The sequence below is a fragment of the Rhodobacter sp. SGA-6-6 genome (assembly GCF_011043545.1).
In the GTDB taxonomy this organism is placed as follows: Bacteria; Pseudomonadota; Alphaproteobacteria; order Rhodobacterales; family Rhodobacteraceae; genus Pseudogemmobacter.
Genome location: NZ_JAAKGP010000002.1, coordinates 425765 through 447589 on the forward strand (window position 1 = coordinate 425765; position 21825 = coordinate 447589).

Here is a 21825-nt window from a genome sequence, read left to right on the forward strand (position 1 = left end):
AGTTACAGGAGCACGCGAAAGTGCCGTCATTCTCGTCCACGCTCGAGCAAGCCATCCACGGCGCGCTGGCCTTGGCCAATGCCCGCCGCCACGAACTCGCCACGCTGGAACACCTGCTGCTGGCGCTGATCGACGAACCCGATGCCGCACGGGTGATGCGCGCCTGCTCGGTCGATCTCGACGAGCTGCGGAAGACCCTGACCGATTTCATCGACGACGACCTGTCCACGCTGGTGACCAATGTCGAAGGGTCGGAAGCCGTGCCGACCGCCGCTTTCCAGCGCGTGATCCAGCGCGCGGCGATCCATGTGCAGTCTTCGGGCCGGACCGAGGTGACGGGCGCGAACGTGCTGGTGGCGATCTTCGCCGAGCGCGAATCGAACGCCGCCTATTTCCTGCAAGAGCAGGACATGACCCGCTACGACGCGGTGAACTTCATCGCCCATGGCGTGGCGAAGGACCCGTCCTTCGGCGAATCCCGCCCGGTGCAGGGGGCCGAGGAACATCACGAGACCCCGAAGGCCGAGGCCGGCGAGGCCAAGGAATCGGCGCTGTCGAAATATTGCGTCGACCTGAACATCAAGGCGATCAAGGGCGACGTGGACCCGCTGATCGGCCGCGAGGCCGAGGTCGAAAGGGCGATCCAGGTCCTCTGCCGCCGCCGCAAGAACAACCCGCTGCTGGTGGGCGACCCCGGCGTCGGCAAGACCGCCATCGCCGAAGGGCTGGCCTGGAAGATCGTGAAGAAGGAAGTGCCGGAGGTTCTGTCCGGCGCCACGATCTTCTCGCTCGACATGGGCGCGCTTCTGGCCGGCACCCGCTATCGCGGCGATTTCGAGGAACGGCTGAAGGCCGTGGTCAAGGAGCTGGAGGATCACCCCGACGCCATCCTCTTCATCGACGAGATCCACACCGTGATCGGCGCCGGCGCGACCTCGGGCGGGGCGATGGATGCCTCCAACCTGCTGAAACCGGCCTTGCAGGGCGGCAAGCTGCGCTGCATGGGATCGACCACCTACAAGGAGTTCCGCCAGCACTTCGAGAAGGACCGCGCGCTTTCGCGGCGCTTCCAGAAGATCGACGTGAACGAGCCCTCGATTCCCGACACCATCAAGATCCTGATGGGCCTGAAGCCGCATTTCGAGACCCACCACGACCTGCGCTACACCGCCGATGCGGTGAAGCTGGCGGTGGAACTGGCCTCGCGCTACATCAACGACCGCAAGCTGCCCGACTCTGCCATCGACGTGATCGACGAGGCCGGGGCGGCGCAGCACCTGCTGTCGGAATCGAAGCGCAAGAAGGTGATCGGCACCCGCGAGATCGAGGCCGTGGTGGCCAAGATCGCCCGCATCCCGCCGAAGAACGTCTCGAAGGACGATGCCGAGGTGTTGCGCGACCTGGAGAAGACGCTGAAACGGCTGGTCTTCGGGCAGGACAAGGCCATCGAGGCGCTGTCCGCCTCGATCAAGCTGGCCCGCGCCGGCCTGCGCGAGCCGGAGAAGCCCATCGGCAACTATCTCTTCACCGGCCCGACCGGGGTGGGCAAGACCGAGGTGGCCAAGCAGCTGTCGCAGGTGCTGGGGGTGGAACTGCTGCGCTTCGACATGTCGGAATACATGGAGAAGCACGCGGTCTCCCGCCTGATCGGCGCGCCGCCCGGCTATGTCGGCTTCGACCAGGGCGGGATGCTGACCGACGGCGTCGACCAGCATCCGCATTGCGTGCTGCTGCTGGACGAGATCGAGAAGGCCCACCCGGATGTCTACAACATCCTGTTGCAGGTGATGGACCACGGCAAGCTGACCGACCACAACGGACGGGCGGTGGATTTCCGCAACGTGATCCTGATCATGACCTCGAACGTCGGCGCGGCGGACATGCAGAAGGCCGCCATCGGCTTCGGCCGCGACAAGCGCGAGGGCGAGGACACCGCGGCGGTGGAGCGCACCTTCACCCCCGAGTTCCGCAACCGCCTGGACGCGGTGATCAGCTTCTCGGCCCTGCCGAAGGAGGTGATCCTGCAGGTGGTCGAGAAGTTCGTGCTGCAGCTCGAGGCGCAGCTGATCGACCGCAACGTCCATATCGAGCTGACGCCGGAAGCGGCAGCCTGGCTGGGCGACAAGGGCTACGACGACAAGATGGGTGCCCGCCCGCTGGCCCGGGTGATCCAGGAGCACATCAAGAAGCCCCTGGCCGAGGAGCTGCTGTTCGGCCGGCTGGTCAAGGGCGGCGTGGTGAAGGTGGCGGTCAAGGACGGCGCCATCGACCTGCAGGTGCAGGAGCCGCAGAAACCGCGGATCGCCAACCAGAAGCCGCCGCTGCTGACGGCGGAATGAGACCGAAAACCCCCGCTCCGGCGGGGGTTTTGCTTTGCGAGGCGGTATGGTCCTGCGGTATGTTTTCCGCTATGATTTCACGGTTCCCCCGAAAGGCCCCGCCATGCCCGCCCGCCGTTCCACCTCGATGACCCTCGACGCCGCCCTGCTGGACGAGGCGAAGGCGCTCGGCGTCAACGTCTCCCGCGCTGCCGAACAGGGCGTCGCCGCCGCGCTGAAGGCGGCCCGGGCCGAGGCCTGGAAGCGCGAGAACGCCGAGGCGATCAAGAACTACAACACCTGGATCGAGGAGAACGGCCTTCCGCTGGCCGAATACCGGGTGTTCTGACTGGAATGGCGGCGCAGTTCGATGTCTTCCGCTTGCCGAACGGCTCTCTTGCCGTGCTGCTGCAGGATGACCTGCACGAGGGTTTGGCAACCAGGGTGATTGCGCCTCTGGTCCCCCTGAGCAAGGCCCGGCCCCAGCCCGCCGGAATTTCGCCCGTCGTGCATTTTGCCGAACAGCCTCATGCGATTCTGGTGCAGTCGCTGGCCGCCGTGCCTGCGTCGCTGCTGAAAAAATCATGCGGGTCTCTGGCCCATTGCCGCGACAGCATCATCCGCGCCCTCGACCTGCTGTTCACCGGCGTCTGACCGGCCTCAAGGCAGGCGGTCGCCCATGGCGGGGGTGTCCTGGCTGAACAGGTTTTCCCAGCCCCCTCCGCGGCGACGCCAGACCGAGCTCACATACATGTCCTCGTCGGCGCCGCGGCCCGGCCTGCGGTAGCGGGCGGCATAGGCGATCAGCGCATGGTCCGGCCCCAGCGGCAGCACCCGCAGCTGCGACAGCGCGAACTCCGCCACCGTCGGCCCGCGGGCCAGCTGGCCGGCATGGTCCTCGCGCCCGGCGAAGCCGTCCGGGTAAAGCCCGAGGAAATCCGCCGCCAGCGCAGCCCGGTCCGCTGCCGCATCGCCATCGGCCAGCGCCTGCCAGACCGCGCGTTCGCAGGCTTCGATCTCGGCGGCAAGGGTCACGTCATCTCTCCGTCAGCTTCAGCTCGATCCGGCGGTTCTGCGCCCGGGCCTCGGCGCTGTCGCCCGGCGTCACCGGGCGGTATTCGCCGAAGCCGGTGGCGGCCAGCCGTTCGGGCGGGAAGCCCAACTCCTGCTGCATGAAGCGCACCACCGACAGCGCCCGGGCCTGGGACAATTCCCAGTTGTCGCGGAACTCGCCGGTGCCGGACAGCGGGATGTTGTCGGTATGGCCGTCCACCCGGATGACCCAGTCGATGCCCTCGGGGATTTCGCCGCGGATCTCGTCCAGGATCTGCACCACCCCGGCGATCTGCGCCCGCCCCTCCGGCGCCAGGTCGGCCGAGCCCGGGTTGAACAGCACCTCCGAGGAAAAGACGAAGCGGTCGCCGACCACGCGCACGCCCTCGCGGCCCTGCAGCAGGGTGGAGAGCTGGCCGAAGAATTCCGACCGGAAGCGTTCGAGGTCGGCCTTCTCGGCCTCCAGCCGCCTGCGCTCGGCCTCTTCCAGTTCCGCCCGGCGCTTCTGCTCCGCCGCCACCTGCGCCAGCGCCGAGTTCAGCTGCGTCCCCAAGGATTCCAGTTGCACCTGCACCTCGGCATCCCGCGCCTCGGCCTCGTCCAGCACCTGCTGCAACGATCCCAGCTGCGACCGCAGGGCCGCAATCTGCTGGTTCAGAAGTTCCACCTCGCGCGCCGCCGCCAGCGCCTTCTCCTGCTCCGCCAGCAGCGCGGTCTCCGCCGCCGCCAGCGCGGCATCCTTCTCGCCCGCCGCCTGCGCCGCCTCGGTCCGGGCGGCCGCCAGCAGGGTCAGCGTCTCCTCCGCCCGCCTGCGTTCCTCCTCCAGCGCCAGCGTCATCGCGGTCAGTTCGGCATCGGCGCCTTCCAGCTTTTTGCGCAGGGCGTCCAGCGCCGCCGCATCGACCAGCCGCGCCGCCTCGGCCTCGGACAGCTCCGTCTTCGCCGACTCCAGCGCAGCGGCGTCCTCCGCGCCCTTGGCCTGCAAGTCCTTGACCAGCGCCTCCAGCGCCGCGCGCTTCGCCGCATCCAGCCGGGCGGCCTCGGCCTGCGCGTCGATCTCGTCGCGCAGAGAGGCCAGCGCCAGCTGCGCCGCCTCGGCCTCGGTGATCAGCTTCGCCTTCGCCGCCTCCAGCTCGGCGACCGAGGCCGCCAGCCCCTCGGCCCGGGCCTGCGACTCGTCACGCTCCCCGGTCACCACCGCCAGATCGGCCAGCGCCTTGTCGCGCTGGCCCAGCAGTGCCGCCACCTGCGCCTCGAAATCGGTGATCCGCACCCGCGCCTCGGCCAGTTCGCCCTCCCGCGCCGCCAGATCGGCCTCCAGTCCAGCGATCACGCCCGCCCGGCGCTCCCCCTCCGCCAGCGCGGCGGTCAGCGAGGCCCGCAATTCCCCCACCTCGGACTGCAATCCCGCCGCCCGCTTCTGTTCCAGCCCCAGCGCCTCGGACAGCGCCGCCACCTGATCGGTCAGCGCCGAAAGCTCGTTGTCCTTGGTGGTGATGGTGTCGCGCAGCACCGACTGCATGACGGTGAAGATGGTCAGCACGAACATCAGCACCATCAAGAGCGTCGTCACCGCATCGACGAAGCCCGGCCAGATCATGCTGGAATCGCGGCGGTGGCGCGACAGGGCCATGGCTCAGCCCCGGCCGACGGCGCCGCGGCCCAGGTGGCGGATTGCCGCCACCAGCCCGGCCATGTCGCTGCGCAGGTCGGCCACGGCCTCCTGCCGGCCGGCCGACATCTCCTCCAGGATCCGCAGCAGCTGGGTGTCGATCGACCGCAGCCGCATCCGGCTTTCGGCATCCACCCCGTTCTCGGCCGCGGCCAGCGCCCGGATCAGCCGCTCCTGCCCCTCGGCCAGCCGCCCCATCACCTCGGCCAGCGCGGCGCCCTGCTGCGCGGTCTGGTTGCGGTCGGCCTCCATCCCCGCCGCCAGCCGGTCCACCGCCGCGGCCAGCGCCCCGATGCGCTCTTCCACCCCCATGCGGGCGGCGTCGGACTGGACATACAGCTCCTGCAGGCTTTCCATCTGCCCGGCCATATGGTCCAGCACCTGCGCCACCGCCGACTGGTCGCCCTCGGCCCCGTCCGAACCGAGGCCGATGCGGGTGATCGAGGACAGCCATTCCTCCAGCTCGCGGTAGAATCGGTTCTGGCCATGGCCGGCGAACAGTTCCAAGAGCCCCACCACCAGCGACCCGGCAAGGCCGAGCAGCGAGGAGGAGAAGGCCGTGCCCATCCCGCCCAGCTGGCTTTCGAGCCCCGTCATCAGCTTGCCGAAGACATCGAGGCCGCTTTCGCCTTCTTCCGGGGCGAGGCTGCGGATGGTGTCCACCACGGCCGGAACGGTGGTCGCCAGCCCCCAGAAGGTGCCGAGAAGGCCAAGGAAGACCAGCAGGTTGATCAGGTAGCGGGTGATGTCCCGCGCCTCGTCCACCCTCTGCGCCACCGAGTCGAGGATCGACCGCGCGGAAGAGGAGGAAAGCGTCATCCGTGCCGCGCCGCGCGACCGCAGCAGCGCGGCCAGCGGCGCCAGCAGGCGGGGCGGCGCAGCCTCTTCGGCGCCGGGGACGCGGCGGACGAAATTCTCGATCCAGCTGACCGACTGCGCCAGGATCAGCACCTGCCAGAAACAGGTCATCACGCCGAGGACGAAGACGAAGGCGATCAGCCCGTTCAGCAGCGGGTTGGTGCGGATGATGTCGATCACCATCCCGTGGATCACCCAGGCCCCTGTGCCCACCAGAAGGCAGACCACCAGCATCGTGGTGATGGCGCGGATGGGCTGGCTGAAGGTGGTGCCCGGCTCGGTCTCGGGTCGCTGCATTCCGGCTCTGCCTGCCCTCGTTGTCTGGTTGGCGGCAGGTTAGCAGGTCGCCCGCGCCGGCCCAAGGCGATTCCGGCGCGGCGGAGGTTCCCGCGGCGGAACCCGTAGGGCGGGGTTCACCCCCCTCCCCTGTGTTCGGGCGGGAGAAGGCGAGGCACTGCCTCGCCCCCGCCCGTGAGGGACGGTTGCACCCGGAGACGGGTGTCCCAAGACCCCGAGAGGCCAGCGCCCGACCCGGCGGGCGAGAAGCGCCCGCCGAGGGCGGGGCGGGCGCTGGCCGGGACTTATGGTCCCGGCCGGGACAAGGGGAAGCGTTGCGCTGTGGCGAAGGCGATGGCCTTCGCCATGGAAACCGCGGAACGACATCCTCACCCTACGACGAAATGCCGACGAGCCGGCGAAGCCGGACGAGGAGGCCTACCCGGCCAGCGCCCGCACCCGCTCCGCCAGCCATTCCAGATCGGGGTCGGCGATCCCCAGCTCCGCCAGATGCGCGGCGGTGGACCAGAGGTAATCGCGGTTCGCCCCGCGCCCGCCCGCGGCCCGAGCGATGATCCGCGCCTGGTCCTCCAGGTCCAGCCCGCCGCAATACTGCACATGGTCGGGGTCGATCACATAGGCCAGCGCCTGCACCTCGCCCGCCGCCGTCGCCAGCGGCAAGGTGGTCTCCAGATAGGCCGAGGAGATCAGCTCCCGCGCGCGCAGTCCGGCCAGAGTCTCCGCCTCTGCCCCCGGCGCCACCGCGAAGGCCACGCCGTCGCAATGCGCGCCTTCGGCCCGGTCCAGCGCCAGCACCAGCCCGGGGTCCCGGACCGTGCCGCGGTGGTGGATCGACCTCATGCAGAAGCTGCGGTGCCAGCCGGCCGCGCGGGCGATGCGCCGCTCCGCCACCGGGAATTCCGGGTTCCAGATCAGCGATCCATAGCCGAAAACCCACATGGTTTCGCGCAAGGCTGGCCCTCCTGTAGCCCGCCCTGTAGATCACGGGGCAAGGCCATGAGAAAGGGCGGGCGATGCGGTTTCTGAAATGGCTTGTCGTCGTGCTGCTGCTTGTCGCCTGCGGCGGCTGGTTCGCCGCCAAGCTGGCGATCGAGCGCGGGGCGGACCAGGCACTGGCCGGGGCCCGGGCGCAGGGGATGCAGGCCGAGGTCGCCACGCTTTCGGTCGGCGGCTTCCCCGCCCGGCTGGACCTGCGGGCGACGGGTGTGAAGCTGGCCGATCCGGTCTCCGGCGCCGGCTGGCAGGCGCCTTCCCTGCGCCTCCATGCCGCGACCTGGGCGCCCTGGGTGCTGACGGCAGAACTGCCGCCGCAGCAGGTCGTCACCCTGTCCGGCCAGACCGTCGCGCTGACCTCCGACGCGCTGCGCGTCCGGCTGACCTCCGCCCCCGATCCCGACCTGCCGCTGCGGCGGCTGGGGGCCTCGGCCGCCGGGCTGACCGCGCAGTCGGACCTCGGCTGGCAGATCGGCTTCGGCGAGATCGCCCTCGCCCTGACCGAGGACCCCGCCCGCGGCCCCGCTAGCTATGCGCTGGCCTTCGACCTGGCCCCCCTGCGGCCCGGTCCGGCCTTCCTTGCCGCCCTTGCCGGCGCCGACCTGCCCGCCGAGGCGGAGCGGATCGAGGGCGACATCGGCCTGCGCCTGACCGCGCCGCTGAACCGCCACTCCGGCAGCCTGCCGCCGCTCTTGGACGCGGTGGAAATCCGCGCGCTGGACCTCGGCTGGGGCGCCCTGACGCTCCATGCCGAAGGCGGCATCGCCGCCGATGCCGAGGGCCATGCCGAAGGCCGCATCCTGTTGGAACTGCGCGGCTGGGACCGGCTGCCGGCGCTGCTGGTCGCCACCGGCACCATCAAGCCGGAAGTCGCCCCCACCATCGGGAACTTCCTGCGCGCCATCGCCGCCGAAAGCAAGGACCCCGAGGTGCTGGCCCTGCCCCTGGTGATGGAGGGCGGGCGGATGTCGCTCGGCCCCTTCCCGCTGGGCCCGGCGCCGATGCTGCGCCGCCCCGTCGGCTGAACGATCCTTCGCCGAAGGATCGTGCCCGGATTTTCGACGAAAATCCGCTTTACCGGCAATAGGCCCCGCTGCGGTAATCCGCGGTGTCGAAATGCAGGTGGTCCTCGTGATAGCCGTCCGAGCCCGGCCCCAGCGTGGTGCCGAAGATGCCGCAGGCGCCCTTGTGCACTTTGCGCAGCCGCTTGTCGTAGCCCCCGAGCACCATCACCGCCTTGCCGCTGTCCAGCACGATCCCGGCGATGTCGATGGCCTTGCCGCGCCCGTGTTCCGAGACCTTGGCGCCCTTCTTGTTGTTGCGCGGCCGGCAGATGTAATGCGCCGCCACCCGCAGCTCCACCACATGGCCGCCATAGGCCGGCTGCAGCACCTCGCGCACCCAGGTGTTCAGCGCCTTGGCGGTGGCGCAGTCGATGGTCGCGCCCTGGCTCAGCCGCACGCCGGAGACGCTGGTGACGCGCACCCCGTCCTTCAGCCCGCAGCCCTTCACCTTGGCCTTGATCGGGGCAATCTTCTCGCCCTTGATCGCCGCCACCCCGCAGACCGAGCCCTTCTTCGAGGCGGTCTCCCGTTCCTTCGCCCGGTCCGCCTTCGATTTCTTCTTCGGCGGCGGGGGAGGCTCGTCGGGTTCCGGCACCATCGCCGCCAGGTCCAGCCCCTTGCCGCCCGCCCCGGCGCCGGCGGCCGCCACCATCTCGGCGATTGCCCTCGGCCGCGGCCGGGGCCGCAGCGAGACCGCGATCACCGCTTCGGGCGCGGCTTCGGGCTCTGCCGCCGGAGCGGCCGCCGCGGGCTGCGCATAGGCCGGATTGGGCGGCGGCCGCGGCGAACTGCCGATCTCTTCCGCCCGCGCCATTCCGGCGCAGGCCAGCAGGACCAGCAGCAGCGCCGCCCGCATCGTCACGCCCCCCTGGGCGGCTCGGCCCCCCGGCCGAAGTCCGGTGCGGCGGTGTCCTGCCCGGCCTCGATGATGCCGCGGCGGATCGCCCGGGTGCGGGTGAAATAGGCGTGCAGGTGGTCGCCGTCCTCCATGCGGATGGCGCGCTGGAGGACGAACAGCTCCTCGGCGAAGCGGCCGAGGATGTCCAGCACCGCCTCCTTGTTGGTCAGGAACACGTCGCGCCACATCACCGGGTCCGAGGCCGCGATGCGGGTGAAGTCGCGGAAGCCGCTGGCGGAATACTTGATCACCTCGGATTGCGACACCCGGCGCATGTGGTCGGCCACGCCGACCATCGTATAGGCGATGGCATGGGGCACATGGCTGACCACCGCCAGCACCAGGTCATGGTGCGCCACGTCCATCTCGTCGACATTGGCGCCGATGGCTTCCAGCAGCCCGCGCAGCCGGGCGATTTCCGTGACATCGGTCCCGGGCAAGGGCGTCAGCAGCCACCAGCGGTTCTGGAACAGGGTGGCGAAGCCCGAGCGGGGGCCGGAATATTCCGTCCCCGCCAGCGGGTGGCCGGGGATGAAATGCACGCCGTCCGGCATGTGCGGCGCCACCGCCTCCACCACCGCGCCCTTGACGGACCCCACGTCGGTGACCACCGCCCCCGGCTTCAGATGCGGGGCGATCTCGGCCGCGATCTCTTCCATCGCGCCCACCGGCACCGCCAGCACCACCAGGTCGGCGTCCCGCACCGCCTCGGCCGCCGTCTCGCAGACCTCGTCGCAGAACAGTTCCCGCGCGATGGCCCGGGTTTCGGCCGAGCGGGCATGGCCGACGATCTTGCCCGCCAGCCCGCGGGCGCGCATCGCATGGGCCATGGAGCCGGCGATCAGCCCCAGGCCGATCAGCGCCACCCGCTGGTAGACCGCGCTCATTTCGCCCCCTTGAAGCGGGCGACGGCATGGGCGACCCGGCGGCAGCTGGCCTCGTCGCCGATGGTGATGCGCAGGCAATGCGGCAGGTTGTAGCCCGCCACCTGCCGCACGATCAGCCCTTCCGATTGCAGGAAGGCGTCGCAGGCCTGCGCTTCCTCGACGCTGGCGAAGCGGGCGAGGATGAAGTTGGCGGCGGAGACGTCCGAAGGCACCCCCGCCTCGGCCAGCGCCGAGGCCAGCCAGCTGCGCATCCGGGCGTTCTCGGCCCGGCATTTCGCCACCCAGTCCTGGTCGCGCACCGCCGCGGTGGCGGCATCCATCTGGCCCGCCGACAGGTTGAAGGGCTGGCGGATGCGGTTCAGCACGTCGACGATCTCGGCCGGGCCGTAGCCCCAGCCGATCCGCAAGCCCCCGAGGCCGTAGATCTTGGAGAAGGTCCGCGTCATCACCACGTTCGGCCGCGCCTCCACCAGCGCGAGGCCGCCGTCGAAACCCTCGACATATTCGGCATAGGCGCCGTCCAGCACCAGGATCGCCTGCCGCGGCAGCTTGTCGGCCAGCCGCTCCACCTCGGCCGGGGCGATCATCGTGCCGGTGGGGTTGTTCGGGTTGGCGATGAACACCAGCTTCGTCCGCGGGCCGCAGGCGGCAAGGATGGCGTCGACATCGGTCACCCGCTCGCGCTCGGCCACCTGCACCGGCGTGGCGCCGACCGCCAGCGCCGAGATCCGATACATCAGGAAGCCGTGCTCGGTGAACACCACCTCGTCGCGCGGCCCGGCATAGGCCTGGGCCAGAAGCTGGATGATCTCGTCGCTGCCGACGCCGCAGATCACCCGGGCGGCGTCGAGGCCATGGACCTCGGCGATGGCCTCGCGCAGTTCGGCATGGTCGGTGTTGGGGTAGCGGTGCAGACTGTGCACCGCGCGCAGATAGGCCTCGCGCGCCTTTTCCGAGGCGCCGAAGGGGTTCTCGTTCGAGGACAGCTTCACCGCATTGGCGACGCCGGCCACGGCCGCCTTGCCGCCGACATAGGGCGCGATCTCGAGGATGCCGGGCTGCGGACGGATCAGGTTGGTCATCTTCTCCCCCAGGGACAGGCCCGGTTCTTACCCGCCCCGCCCCGGCAAGGCCAGAGGGTTCCGCAAGCGCCTGCCCGGGGCATTCCGTCCCGATCAGGCTCCATCGTCACCGGAGCCGTCCTCAGCCGTTGCGATAAAGGGTGCGGCGGCTCACGGCGCCGGGCAGCCGCGGATTTCCACCGCGCCGCGGTCCGAGATCACCGTCAGCACCAGCGCCGAGCGGTCCAGCGCGAAGGGCTGGCCGCCGGGGCCGACCATCTCGGCGGTGGAGACCAGCCTGTCCCCCTGCCGCCCGGTCTGCGCCTCCGAGACCCAGACCCGCGGGTCGCCGGTCTCGAAGGCCACCGCCTCGGCGCCGCTCTGGCGCGGCAGCGCCAGCGTGGCGGTCACCCGCAGCCCGTCGGCGATCGGCTCCACGGCGCAGGAGATGCCGGTGAGCCCCGCCTCCGCCGCGGTGGCCGGGCGGGCGGCCAGCGCGGCGCGGATCGCCGCGTCGGGGGCGCCCGGAGAGGCCACCTCGGCCGAGAGGTCCAGCCAGGCCGGGACGCAGATGTCGCGGCAGATTCCCAGCTCCACCCGGGCGCGCAGCACCACCGGGCGCGAGGGGTCGCGCGCCACCAGCTCGACCGGCAGCACCACGCCGCCCTTGTAGCCGATGGTCTGGTAGCCGTTGGTGTGGAACACCGTCGGCGCCGGCCAGTGGATGCGCACCGACTTCAGGTTCTCGGACCCCGACCAGTCGAACTGCGGCGGGATGCCGGCGTCGCCCGGAGACCGCCAGTAGGTCTTCCATCCCGGCGCCAGGTCCAGCCGCAGCCCGGCCATATGCGCGCCGGTCCCGGTCTGCCAGCCGGGCAGCAGGGCGGCCGACAGCACCTCGTCCTGGCTGGCGGTGCGCGCCTGCGCGGCGGGCGGCAGGGCCGGAAGGGCAAGCAGCATCAGGGCGGCAAGGGCGGGAAGGCGGATCATGGCGGGCAAGATAGGCGGCCCGGGCGGGGGCTGGAAATCACTTCCGGGCGACGAGACGTGATCTGTGGCGCCGCTGCCGCAGCCCCTTCGCGCTTGAGCATCCCTCGCCCGCCGGGCATTCTGGGGGCGAGGAGGCGCCCATGGCCGGAAAACAGATCGCGGGGGACCTTGCGGGCAAGCTCTTGATCGCCATGCCGGGCATGGGCGACCTGCGGTTCCAGCGCAGCGTGATCCTGATCTGCGCCCATTCCGCCGAGGGCGCCATGGGCCTGATCGTCAACAAGCCCGCCGCCGAGATGTCCTTCGCCGGGCTGCTGGAGCATCTGGGCATCCGCGCCTCCGCCCCCGGCCGCGACATCCGGGTGCATTTCGGCGGCCCGGTCGAACGCGGCCGCGGCTTCGTGCTGCATTCGGACGACTGGAACGGCCAGGCCGAGCCGGGGATGGAAGTGCCGGGCGGCTACCGGATGACCGCCACGCTGGACATCCTGGAGGCGCTGGCCAGCGGCGCGGGACCGGAACTGGCGCTGCTGGCGCTCGGCTATTCCGGCTGGGGGCCGGGGCAGCTGGAGGAGGAGATCCTGCGCAACGACTGGCTGGTCTGCGAGGCGGGGGCGGAGCTGGTGTTCCGCGAGGCCAACCCCGCCAAATGGGCCGGCGCCCTGCGGCTGCTGGGGATCGACCCGGTGACACTGTCCGGGGCGGCGGGGCGGGCATGAGGCAAAGACCTGCGAAAGGCCACAGAGCCGCCCGATCCCGGCCACAGTCGCCGTGTTGGCTGGACCGGAACGGCCAAGGGCAGGGGACGGAATGAAGATCAGGGGATTTCTGGCGGCGGTGCTGCTGTGCGGGCTGGCGGCGCCTGCCTCGACGCAGGAGCGGGTGACGCTGGGCTGGGGCCGCATGTTCACCAACGACGGCCTCGGCGACCTCGAGGACCGCTGGCGGACCGGCAGCTACACGGTCAGCCGGGTCCGCGGCCCGTCCTGGTCGGGCGAACTGCCCGGCCGCTTCGGCGAGATCCTGGAATTCCGCGCCCGGGCCGAGATCATCGCGCCCGAGAACCTGACCGTCGCCGCCCCCGGCGACCGCCGCTATGCCGGCGTGCTGGCCTTCGGCGTCCACAGCCATTTCCAGACGGCGGGGCTGGAGACCAGCCTGGGCCTCGACCTCGCGATCAGCGGCGAGCAAACGGGGATCAGCGACCTGCAGGACGCGCTGCACGACCTTTTCGGCATGTCGCGGCCGCGGGTAGCCTCGGACCAGATCGCCAACGGCTTCCACCCGACGCTGGTGCTGGAGACCGGCCGCAGCTTCCGCCTGGGCGACGCCACCATCCGCCCCTTCGCCGAGGCGCAGGCGGGACTGGAGACCTTCGTCCGCGGCGGGCTGGACCTTGCCTTCGGCAGCTACGGCCGCGGCGCGCTGATGATCCGCGAGCACACCACCGGCCAGCGCTATCGCGCCGTGGCCGGCAGCCCGGAACCGGGGTGGAGCTTCCTCCTCGGCGGCGACGTGGCGCATGTCTTCGACAGCGAGCTGCTGCCCGAAGGCGGCGCGGCGGTGCTGAGCGACAGCCGCTCGCGGCTGCGGGCAGGCATCGCCTGGCAGGGCGACCGCCGCTCGGTCCTGTTCGGGCTGACCCGGCTCGGCAAAGAATTCGAGGGCCAGCCCGAGGCGCAGACGGTCGGCTCCATCAACCTTCAGTTGAATTTCTGACCGATTTTACGGCAAAACTGTGGCAGGAACGTCATAGCCAAGCCGGCCCGCGCCTGCTAACCTCGGCCCAATAAAAGAATAAGAACGAGCAGGCAAACAGGCTATGGGAACGGGCGTAAAAGCCACGTTCGTCATCTCCTGGTCACAGACCGAAGTGGACGGCGTCAGCGCCGCCACCCTGGACATGCTGACGGTCGGCGCCGCCTGGCGCTGGACGGGCAATGCCGTGCGCATCGACGCGCCGGGCGGGGTTCTGCTTCTGGAAGGGGCCGAAGGGGCGGCGGACATGCGCCAGCGGGCGGCGCGCATGGTTCAGCGGTTGATCGGTGTCGCGGTAGGGACGGAAGAGCGGGACGAGACGCGCGAGGAGCCGGAGGAGATGCCGGACCAGTGCTTCATCGTCACCGACGGGCTGCAAAGCTATCCGGTCACCATCCTGCCGGTGCCCGACAGCGGCGCCCGGCTGCTGATGTTCCTGGGCACGCCGCCGCCGGCCGACCGCGACCTCTGGATCGTGCGGGCGCAGATCGACCGCTCCGGCGGGGCGGCGGGCGACCGCGCGGGCGGCGGGGTGATCTGCTTCACCCCCGGCACCCGCATCCTGACCCCCGAGGGCCCGCGGCTGATCGACGACCTGCGCCCGGGCGACCTGATCCAGACCAAGGACAACGGCCCGCAGGAGATATTGTGGCGCGGCAGCCGGCGGATGACCGGCGCCCGGCTCTACGCCATGCCGCATCTGCGGCCGATCCGCTTCCGCGCCGGGGCGCTTGGCCAGGGCAGGCCGGAGGACGACCTCTGGGTCTCGCCGCAGCACCGGATGCTCTTGCGCGGCCCGGCGGCGCAGGCGCTGTTCAACAGCGCCGAAGTGCTGGTGGCGGCCGAGGACCTGGTGAACGACCAGTCCATCGCCGTCGACCTGGCCGCGCGCGAGGTGACCTACATCCACCTGCTGCTGGACCGCCACAACGTGATCTTCGCCAACGGGATGGAGACCGAAAGCTTCCACCCGTCGAACACCGCGCTGGACACCATCGACCCGCACGACCGCGCGGGCCTGCTGGGCCTGTTTCCGGGGATCGAGGTCAACCCGCATTCCTACGGCGACTACGCGCGGCGCAACCTGTCGTCGTCGGAGGCGGCGATCCTGCGGCACGAGACGCGGGCGGCATGAAGCCTCGCCGGGAACTTCGTTCCTCCTCGGGGCGCGCACGAGGAGAAGCCGCAGGCGCACGACGAGCCTATGGTTGACACCGGCGGAATCGCCCCTATAAGCCCCCCATGGTCCCGGAAGCGATTCCGGGGCTTTTCATTGGTGTTGGCGGCCCCCGCAAGGGGATGACCTGTCGCCCCCGGATCAGGTCCGGAGGAGAGGACAACGCCCTTCTGGAACCGAAAGAAGGAGATCAGCGATGACCAAACGCACCGCTGCCAAATACAAGATCGACCGCCGCATGGGCGAAAACATCTGGGGCCGCCCGAAATCGCCGCTGAACAAGCGCGAATACGGCCCCGGCCAGCACGGCCAGCGCCGCAAGAACAAGCTGTCCGACTTCGGCACCCAGCTGCGCGCCAAGCAGAAGCTGAAGGGCTACTACGGCGACCTGACCGAAAAGCAGTTCCGCAAGATCTATGCCGAGGCCGAGCGCGTCCGCGGCGACACCGGCGAGATGCTGATCGGCCTGCTGGAGCGCCGCCTGGACGCGGTGGTCTACCGCGCCAAGTTCGTGCCGACCGTCTTCGCCGCCCGCCAGTTCGTCAACCACGGCCATGTGCTGGTGAACGGCAAGCCGGTGAACATCGCCTCCTACCGGGTGAAGGAAGGCGACGTGGTCTCGGTCCGCGAGAAGTCGCGCCAGATGGCCGCCATCGCCGAGGCCATCGCCCTGACCGAACGCGACGTGCCCGACTACCTGGAAGTCGACCACAACAAGCTGACCGCCACCTTCGTGCGCACCCCGGGCCTGGGCGACGTGCCCTATCCGGTGCAGATGGAACCGAACCTGGTGGTCGAATACTACGCCAAGAACTAACGGATAAGGTGCGCCCGGCGCACCCATCCCACAGGGGCCGCGCCGCGAGGTTGCGGCCCTTTCCATTCCACGCGCCCGAGGACAGCATGAGCGGCAAACCCTCCATCGAGAACAGCTTCGAGCGCACGCTCTTCGCCAGCCGCTGGCTGATGGCGCCGATGTATCTGGGCCTCTCGGTCTCGCTGGCGCTGCTGGCGGTGATCTTCGTCAAGGAGCTGGCCTATTACCTGCCGAAGGTGCTGGAGCTGACGGCGGACCAGGCCATCCTCGCGGTGCTGACGCTGATCGACCTGTCGCTGGCGGCGAACCTGCTCTTGATCGTGCTGTTCTCGGGCTACGAGAACTTCGTGTCGAAATTCGACTTCGACACCGGCGCCGACCGGCCGGGCTGGATGGGCAAGGTGGATTTCTCCGGGCTGAAGATGAAGCTGATCGCCTCGATCGTGGCGATCTCGGGGATCCACCTGTTGAAGGTCTTCATGTCGCTCGGCAAGGGCGACCCGGCCCATGCCGCCAGCGCCGAGACGATGCAGTGGATGGTGATCATCCACCTGACCTTCGTCGTCTCCGGCGTGCTTTTGGCGCTGATGGACTGGCTGACCTCGAAGGCCAAGGAACACTGAAGGAAAGGACGGGCGGATGACGCAGGAGGTTCACGCGACGGTCGACGGCGCGCTGGTGATGATCGGCTTCGGCTCCATCGGCAGGGGCGTGCTGCCGCTGATCGAGCGGCACATCGGCTTCGACCGCAGCCGGTTCACGGTGATCGAGCCTTCGGGCGACTTCTCCCATCTCCTGCGCGACCACGGCATCCGCCACCTGCAGCTGGCGCTGACGCCGGAGAATTTCGCCGAAACCCTGCGCGGCCTGTTCCCCGAGGGGAAGGGGATGATCGTCAACCTGTCGGTCGACGTGGATTCCATCGAGTTGATGTTGCTGGCGCAGGAAATCGGCGTCCAATACATCGACACGGTGGTGGAGCCCTGGCCCGGCTTCTACTTCGGCTCGGCCCTGCCGAACGCCGACCGCACCAACTATCCGCTGCGCGAGAAGGTGCGGGCGCTGGCCGCGGCGTCGAAGGGCAAGCCGACCGCGGTCTCCTGCTGCGGGGCCAATCCCGGCATGGTGTCCTGGCTGCTGAAGGAGGCGCTGCTGCGGCTGGCCGCGGATACCGGCGTTCCGGCTGACCCGCGCAGCCGCGATGACTGGGCGGCGCTGATGCAGGGCCTCGGCGTCAAGGGCATCCATATCGCCGAGCGCGACACCCAGGTCTCGGCCCGGCCGAAGCCGAAGGGCGTCTTCGTCAACACCTGGTCGGTGGACGGCCTGCTGTCCGAAGGCTTCCAGCCCGCCGAACTGGGCTGGGGCACGCATGAGAAGAAGCTGCCGCCGCAGGGCCACGCCTTCGACCATGGCCCCGGCTATGCGATCTGGATCGACCGCCCCGGCGCCGACACCCGCGTGCGCAGCTGGTGCCCCGACGGGCCGCAGTTCGGCCATGTCATCACCCATAACGAGGCGCTGTCGATCCCGGACTATTACACCGTCTGGCAGGACGGCCGCGCCATCTACCGCCCGACCTGCCACTACGCCTACAACCCCTGCAACGACGCCATCCTTTCGCTGCACGAGGTCAAGGGCGCCGGGCAGCTGCCGACCCGGACCCATATCCTGACCGCCGAGGAGATCACCGAAGGCGGCGACGACCTCGGCGTGCTCCTTTACGGCCACGCGAAAGGGGCGATGTGGTATGGCTCCCGCCTCTCCTGCGACGAGGCGCGGGCCCTGGCGCCCTACCAGAACGCCACCGGGATGCAGGTCACCAGCGCGGTGCTGGCCGCCATGGTCTGGGCGGCCGAGAACCCGCGGGCCGGCATCGTCGAGGCCGACGAGATGGACCACGCCCGCTGCCTTGAGGTCCAGCGCCCCTACCTGGGCCGGATCGAGTGCCACTACACCGACTGGACCCCGCTTGCGCACCGGATCAACAGCTTCGCCGAGGACCGCGACGAAGATGATTCCTGGCAGTTCACCAATTTCCTGGTGGTCTGAGGCAAGCGCCCGGCCCTGCCGGGAGAGCCTCCGGCGGGGATATTTGCAGGACGGAGAATGGAGCTTCCTGCTCCTCTTTCCGCCCGAGCAGCTCTCCCCGCCTCACTTCCGCCGCTTGTGCTCCTCCAGCCGCGGCATGATCTCGACGAAGTTGCAGGGGCGGTGGCGGTAGTCCAGCTGCCAGCGCAGGATCTCGTCCCAGGCGTCGCGGCAGGCGCCGGGGCTGCCCGGCAGGGCGAAGAGATAGGTCCCCCCCGCCACCCCGCCGCAGGCGCGGCTCTGCACGGCGGAGGTGCCGATCTTCTGCATCGAGACCAGGGTGAAGACGGTGCCGAAGGCCTCGATCTCCTTCTCGTAGACGTCCCGATGCGCCTCGACCGTCACGTCGCGGCCGGTCAGGCCGGTGCCGCCGGTGGTCAGGATCACATCCACGCCCGGATCGGCGATCCAGTCGCGCAGCCGGGCGGCGATGCGGTCGCGGTCGTCGGGCAGCAGGTCGCGGGCGGCAAGGATGTGGCCCGCCCCGGTCAGCCGTTCGGCCAGCGTGTCGCCCGAGCGGTCGTCCTCCGGCCCGCGGCTGTCCGAGACGGTCAGCACCGCGATGCGGACCGGGATGAAGTCCTTGCTCTCGTCTATGCCCATGCTCTGCTCCCTCGCTGCAAGGCCGGCCTCATCCCCGCAGCCTTTCCCGGATCGCCAGCAGGTCGGCCCAGGCATCGCGCTTGGCGGCGGGGTTGCGCAACAGATAGGCCGGGTGGGTCATCGGCAGCATCGGCCGGTCCAGCGCGGTGGTCCAGTTGCCCCGCGCCCGCAGGATGCCGCGGTGGCCGGTCAGGCAGGAGAGCGGCGTGTTGCCCATCACCACGATCACCTGCGGGTCAGCCAGCTCGATATGGCGCAGGACGAAGGGCTTCATCATGGCGATCTCGGCCGGCTCCGGGTCGCGGTTGCCGGGGGGGCGCCAGAACATGACATTGGTGATGTAGAGCGCGCTTTCGGCATCCGGGCTTTGCCGGCTGAGGCCGATGGCGGCGAACATCCGGTCCAAGAGCTGCCCGGCCCGGCCGACGAAGGGGCGGCCGGCGAGGTCCTCGTCCCGCCCCGGCGCCTCGCCCAGGATCAAGAGCCGCGCGGCGGGGTTGCCGTCGGAGAAGACGGTGTTGCGCGCGCCCTTCTTCAACTCGCAAAGGTCGAAGGCCGCCACCGCCTCGCGCAGGTCGTCCAGAGTCCGGGCGGCCGCAGCGGCGGCGGCGGCGACGGCCACCGGGTCGAGTGCGGTGCGCACCGGCTCCGGCGTCGGGGTCTGGGGCCTTGCGGCAGGGGCAGCGGCGGCCGGCCGCGGCGCCGGCTGCGCCTCGGGCAGGCCGTAGCGGTCCACCGGGGTATCGGACAGCGCCTCGTCCACCCCCGCGTCCAGCTGCCAGGCCAGCGCGGCCAGCGCGGCGTGCCAGTCGGCGGCGATGTCGGAGGCGATTCCCATGGGCCGGAGGGTAGGCCGCGGCGGCTGGGGCGGCAAGGCTTGCCCCCCTCGCCCGCTTTGCGCTAAGCCGGGCGAAACCGAAGGGAACCTCCCCCATGGCCTTCCGCGCCCGCCACCTGCTTGGCATCGAACCGCTCGCGCCGCTGGAAATCACCACCGTCCTCGATCTTGCCGACCGCTATGTCGACCTGAACCGCCGCACGGTGAAGCAGTCCGACGTGCTGGCCGGGATGACGCAGATCAACATGTTCTTCGAGAACTCCACCCGCACCCAGGCCAGCTTCGAGCTGGCGGGCAAGCGGCTGGGGGCGGATGTGATGAACATGGCGGTGGCCCAGTCCTCGGTGAAGAAGGGCGAGACGCTGATCGACACCGCGCTGACGCTGAACGCTATGCACCCGGACCTGCTGGTGGTCCGGCATCCCTCTTCGGGAGCGGTGAACCTGCTGGCGTCCAAGGTGAACTGCGCGGTGCTGAACGCCGGCGACGGGCGGCACGAGCATCCGACCCAGGCGCTGCTGGATGCGCTGACGATCCGGCGGGCGAAGGGGCGGATCCAGCGGCTGACGGTGGCGATCTGCGGCGACATCGCGCATAGCCGCGTGGCCCGGTCGAACCTGATCCTGCTGAACAAGATGGAGAACCGCATCCGCCTGATCGCGCCGCCGACGCTGATGCCCTCGGGCGTCGACGCCTTCGGCTGCGAGCTGTTCGACGACATGCGCGAGGGGCTGAAGGGCGCCGACGTGGTGATGATGCTGCGGCTGCAGAAGGAGCGGATGGACGGCGGCTTCATCCCTTCGGAGCGCGAGTATTACCACCGCTACGGGCTGGACGCCGAGAAGCTGTCCCACGCCAGCCCCGAGGCCATCGTGATGCACCCAGGACCGATGAACCGCGGGGTGGAGATCGACGGCGACCTGGCCGACGACATCAACCGCTCGGTGATCCAGGACCAGGTGGAGATGGGCGTGGCGGTGCGCATGGCCTGCATGGACCTGCTGGCCCGCAACCTGCGGGCGGAACGCGGGCGGAAGATCGTGGGGACGATGGTGTGAGCGGATTGCTGGCGCCTGAACCTGCCGGAGCATCGGTCACCGCGGACCCGGCGGCGACGCCCGACTGGCCCGGTCTTCTTACCTCCGGCGAGGTGCTTCTGTGGTCCGGCCGGCCGGACTTTACCGGAACCGCGATTTTTGCCGGTTCGGTCTTCCTCTTCAGCCTCGTCGCCGGGCCAGCGGTGTTGCCGGTGCTTGCCTTTCCCGCAGGCGCCTTTTTCCTGTTCGCGCGGGATGCCTATGCGCTGACCGACCGCCGCATCCTCGTCCGCCGCCATCCCTTCGCCGGGGCGCCCCGGCTGCAGTCGCTGCCGCGGGCCGGCACCTGGCCCCAGCCCTACTGGTCCGGCGGCTGGCGCGGCCTGACCTTCACCGCCCCCGATGGCAGCCGCCTGCATTTCCGCCTGCTGAATCGCAAGACCATGGCGCATCTGATCGCGCTTTACGCCGCCCCGGACGGGAAGGCCCCGCGATGAACCCTGACCGCAAGCCCTCGAAGGACGACATGCGCAAGGGCGGCATGGTAGCCGTGGCCGTGCTGGTCTTCCTGGCCGTCTTCACCACTCTCTTCGTGTTGATGGGATAGCGATGGCGCGGATCGAGCCGGACGGGATCATGGGGCACGCGGTCCGGCCGGACCCGGACGAGGCGGTGCTGGAGGAGTTCCGCGCCGACCGGCTGGTCTACTGGAAGGCGCATCTGGTGATGGCGGTGGTCCTGGGCACCGTCGCGGGGCTGGTGCTGATCTGGCAGGGCAATCCCTTTCCGGCGGCCGGCCCGATCGGCGCGGCGATCGCCATCGCGGCGCGGGCGGCTTATCTGGCCTCCGAGGCGCTGTCCGACCGCTGGCTGCTGACCGGCCGCCGGCTGATCGGCCCGGCGGGCCGCAGCATTCCGCTGGCGCAGCTGCGCCTTGCCCGACCCTTCCTCGGCGCCGTGCAGATCGTCACCCTGTCAGGAGACAAGCATCTGATGAAATACCTCTCCGACCCGCAGGCCGCGGCCCGGCGGATTCTGACCGTGGCGGGGCGCGGATGACCGGCCCCGACGCCGACCGCGACGGCCCGCCGGTCTTCCTGCCCGAGCCCGTGCGGCCCGATCCCGCGCCAGAGACGGTCGAGGCCGACCGCGCGGAGCCGCCCCCCGCCGGCCGGGGCCAGCGGCTCGACCCGGCGCGGGACCGGCCGCAGCCGCGGCGCGGCCCGCCACCTTGGGCGCTGTGGCTGGGGCTGGTGGCGACGCTGGCGCTCTCCATCTCCGAGGGCTCGCCGATCCCCTTCCTGATGGGCGCGGCGGCCTTCTACCTCTTCCGCCGCCGCGGCAGGCCCTAGACCGGCTGGACAGACGCCGCCGCCGCCCCTACACGCCCGGACCGACGGGCCAGACAGAGAC

General features: G+C 70.2%; 24 protein-coding genes. 14 read left to right on the forward strand and 10 right to left on the reverse strand.

Features of this window, described 5'->3' with window-relative positions:
* The first annotated feature begins 20 nt into the window (after positions 1 to 20).
* The 3 genes from clpA to G5B31_RS05385 all read left to right on the forward strand — a co-directional run bounded on the left by clpA (position 21) and on the right by G5B31_RS05385 (position 2972).
* Complete coding sequence (clpA, locus tag G5B31_RS05375; protein WP_165014370.1) at positions 21 to 2339, forward strand: ATP-dependent Clp protease ATP-binding subunit ClpA; 2319 nt, start codon at positions 21 to 23, stop codon at positions 2337 to 2339.
* 103 nt (positions 2340 to 2442) lie between these two features.
* On the forward strand, positions 2443 to 2667 hold the full coding sequence (locus G5B31_RS05380; RefSeq protein WP_165014371.1) for a type II toxin-antitoxin system CcdA family antitoxin: 225 nt from the start codon (positions 2443 to 2445) through the stop codon (positions 2665 to 2667).
* Between the two features lie 5 nt (positions 2668 to 2672).
* A complete protein-coding gene (locus G5B31_RS05385) occupies positions 2673 to 2972 on the forward strand; it encodes a CcdB family protein (RefSeq protein ID WP_165014372.1) in 300 nt (99 codons plus the stop codon).
* 6 nt (positions 2973 to 2978) lie between these two features.
* On the opposite strand, the gene G5B31_RS05390 is transcribed toward G5B31_RS05385, so the two are convergent.
* The 4 genes from G5B31_RS05390 to G5B31_RS05405 all read right to left on the reverse strand — a co-directional run bounded on the left by G5B31_RS05390 (position 2979) and on the right by G5B31_RS05405 (position 7137).
* A complete protein-coding gene (locus G5B31_RS05390) occupies positions 2979 to 3353 on the reverse strand; it encodes a nuclear transport factor 2 family protein (protein ID WP_165014373.1) in 375 nt (124 codons plus the stop codon).
* A 1-nt stretch (position 3354) separates the two neighbouring features.
* Positions 3355 to 5004 (reverse strand): peptidoglycan -binding protein, encoded by a 1650-nt coding sequence (locus G5B31_RS05395; protein WP_165014374.1) that lies wholly within the window; start codon positions 5002 to 5004, stop codon positions 3355 to 3357.
* A 3-nt stretch (positions 5005 to 5007) separates the two neighbouring features.
* Positions 5008 to 6198 (reverse strand): biopolymer transporter ExbB, encoded by a 1191-nt coding sequence (locus tag G5B31_RS05400; RefSeq protein WP_165014375.1) that lies wholly within the window; start codon positions 6196 to 6198, stop codon positions 5008 to 5010.
* A 417-nt stretch (positions 6199 to 6615) separates the two neighbouring features.
* Positions 6616 to 7137: a gamma-glutamylcyclotransferase gene (locus G5B31_RS05405; protein WP_165014853.1), complete on the reverse strand. Its 522-nt coding sequence runs from the start codon at positions 7135 to 7137 to the stop codon at positions 6616 to 6618.
* 74 nt (positions 7138 to 7211) lie between these two features.
* Here G5B31_RS05405 and G5B31_RS05410 point away from each other — a divergent pair, with 74 nt between their 5' ends.
* Complete coding sequence (locus G5B31_RS05410; protein ID WP_165014376.1) at positions 7212 to 8216, forward strand: DUF2125 domain-containing protein; 1005 nt, start codon at positions 7212 to 7214, stop codon at positions 8214 to 8216.
* A gap of 49 nt (positions 8217 to 8265) precedes the next feature.
* Here the strand turns inward: G5B31_RS05410 and G5B31_RS05415 are convergent, their stop codons facing one another.
* The 4 genes from G5B31_RS05415 to G5B31_RS05430 form a co-directional block, all read right to left on the reverse strand.
* On the reverse strand, positions 8266 to 9111 hold the full coding sequence (locus G5B31_RS05415; protein WP_165014377.1) for an extensin family protein: 846 nt from the start codon (positions 9109 to 9111) through the stop codon (positions 8266 to 8268).
* A gap of 2 nt (positions 9112 to 9113) precedes the next feature.
* Positions 9114 to 10040, reverse strand: coding sequence for a prephenate/arogenate dehydrogenase family protein (locus G5B31_RS05420; RefSeq protein ID WP_165014378.1), 927 nt, complete (start codon positions 10038 to 10040; stop codon positions 9114 to 9116).
* Complete coding sequence (gene hisC, locus G5B31_RS05425) at positions 10037 to 11122, reverse strand: histidinol-phosphate transaminase (protein ID WP_165014379.1); 1086 nt, start codon at positions 11120 to 11122, stop codon at positions 10037 to 10039. The genes G5B31_RS05420 and hisC overlap by 4 nt, the downstream gene beginning before the upstream one ends.
* Positions 11123 to 11272: 150 nt before the next feature.
* Entirely contained in the window at positions 11273 to 12091 is an 819-nt protein-coding gene (locus G5B31_RS05430; protein ID WP_165014380.1) for a protein-disulfide reductase DsbD domain-containing protein, read from the reverse strand.
* 140 nt (positions 12092 to 12231) lie between these two features.
* Here G5B31_RS05430 and G5B31_RS05435 point away from each other — a divergent pair, with 140 nt between their 5' ends.
* From G5B31_RS05435 to G5B31_RS05460, 6 genes are all read left to right on the forward strand, one after another.
* Positions 12232 to 12810 (forward strand): YqgE/AlgH family protein, encoded by a 579-nt coding sequence (locus tag G5B31_RS05435; protein WP_165014381.1) that lies wholly within the window; start codon positions 12232 to 12234, stop codon positions 12808 to 12810.
* A 91-nt stretch (positions 12811 to 12901) separates the two neighbouring features.
* Positions 12902 to 13810 carry a lipid A-modifier LpxR family protein gene (locus G5B31_RS05440; RefSeq protein ID WP_165014382.1) on the forward strand — a complete coding sequence of 303 codons (909 nt, stop codon included), beginning with the start codon at positions 12902 to 12904 and terminating at the stop codon, positions 13808 to 13810.
* Positions 13811 to 13913: 103 nt separating this feature from the next.
* Positions 13914 to 14984, forward strand: coding sequence for a Hint domain-containing protein (locus tag G5B31_RS05445; RefSeq protein ID WP_165014383.1), 1071 nt, complete (start codon positions 13914 to 13916; stop codon positions 14982 to 14984).
* A gap of 238 nt (positions 14985 to 15222) precedes the next feature.
* Positions 15223 to 15843, forward strand: coding sequence for a 30S ribosomal protein S4 (gene rpsD, locus G5B31_RS05450; RefSeq protein ID WP_165014384.1), 621 nt, complete (start codon positions 15223 to 15225; stop codon positions 15841 to 15843).
* Positions 15844 to 15929: 86 nt separating this feature from the next.
* Complete coding sequence (locus G5B31_RS05455) at positions 15930 to 16466, forward strand: TIGR00645 family protein (RefSeq protein ID WP_165014385.1); 537 nt, start codon at positions 15930 to 15932, stop codon at positions 16464 to 16466.
* A gap of 16 nt (positions 16467 to 16482) precedes the next feature.
* Positions 16483 to 17895, forward strand: a complete 1413-nt coding sequence (locus G5B31_RS05460; RefSeq protein ID WP_165014386.1) for a homospermidine synthase — start codon at positions 16483 to 16485, stop codon at positions 17893 to 17895.
* A gap of 102 nt (positions 17896 to 17997) precedes the next feature.
* On the opposite strand, the gene moaB is transcribed toward G5B31_RS05460, so the two are convergent.
* Both moaB and G5B31_RS05470 read right to left on the reverse strand, forming a co-directional pair.
* On the reverse strand, positions 17998 to 18537 hold the full coding sequence (gene moaB, locus G5B31_RS05465; protein WP_165014387.1) for a molybdenum cofactor biosynthesis protein B: 540 nt from the start codon (positions 18535 to 18537) through the stop codon (positions 17998 to 18000).
* 28 nt (positions 18538 to 18565) lie between these two features.
* Entirely contained in the window at positions 18566 to 19375 is an 810-nt protein-coding gene (locus G5B31_RS05470; protein ID WP_165014388.1) for a uracil-DNA glycosylase family protein, read from the reverse strand.
* Positions 19376 to 19470: 95 nt separating this feature from the next.
* Here G5B31_RS05470 and G5B31_RS05475 point away from each other — a divergent pair, with 95 nt between their 5' ends.
* The 4 genes from G5B31_RS05475 (at position 19471) to G5B31_RS05490 (ending at position 21764) form a co-directional block, all read left to right on the forward strand.
* The gene (locus G5B31_RS05475; protein WP_165014389.1) at positions 19471 to 20433 is read left to right on the forward strand and encodes an aspartate carbamoyltransferase catalytic subunit; all 963 of its coding nucleotides are present in this window, start codon (positions 19471 to 19473) and stop codon (positions 20431 to 20433) included.
* Positions 20430 to 20909, forward strand: a complete 480-nt coding sequence (locus G5B31_RS05480) for a hypothetical protein (RefSeq protein WP_165014390.1) — start codon at positions 20430 to 20432, stop codon at positions 20907 to 20909. Before G5B31_RS05475 ends, G5B31_RS05480 begins: the two co-directional genes overlap by 4 nt.
* A 112-nt stretch (positions 20910 to 21021) precedes the next feature.
* Complete coding sequence (locus tag G5B31_RS05485) at positions 21022 to 21471, forward strand: hypothetical protein (protein ID WP_165014391.1); 450 nt, start codon at positions 21022 to 21024, stop codon at positions 21469 to 21471.
* Complete coding sequence (locus tag G5B31_RS05490; RefSeq protein WP_165014392.1) at positions 21468 to 21764, forward strand: hypothetical protein; 297 nt, start codon at positions 21468 to 21470, stop codon at positions 21762 to 21764. Before G5B31_RS05485 ends, G5B31_RS05490 begins: the two co-directional genes overlap by 4 nt.
* The last annotated feature ends 61 nt before the right edge of the window (positions 21765 to 21825 follow it).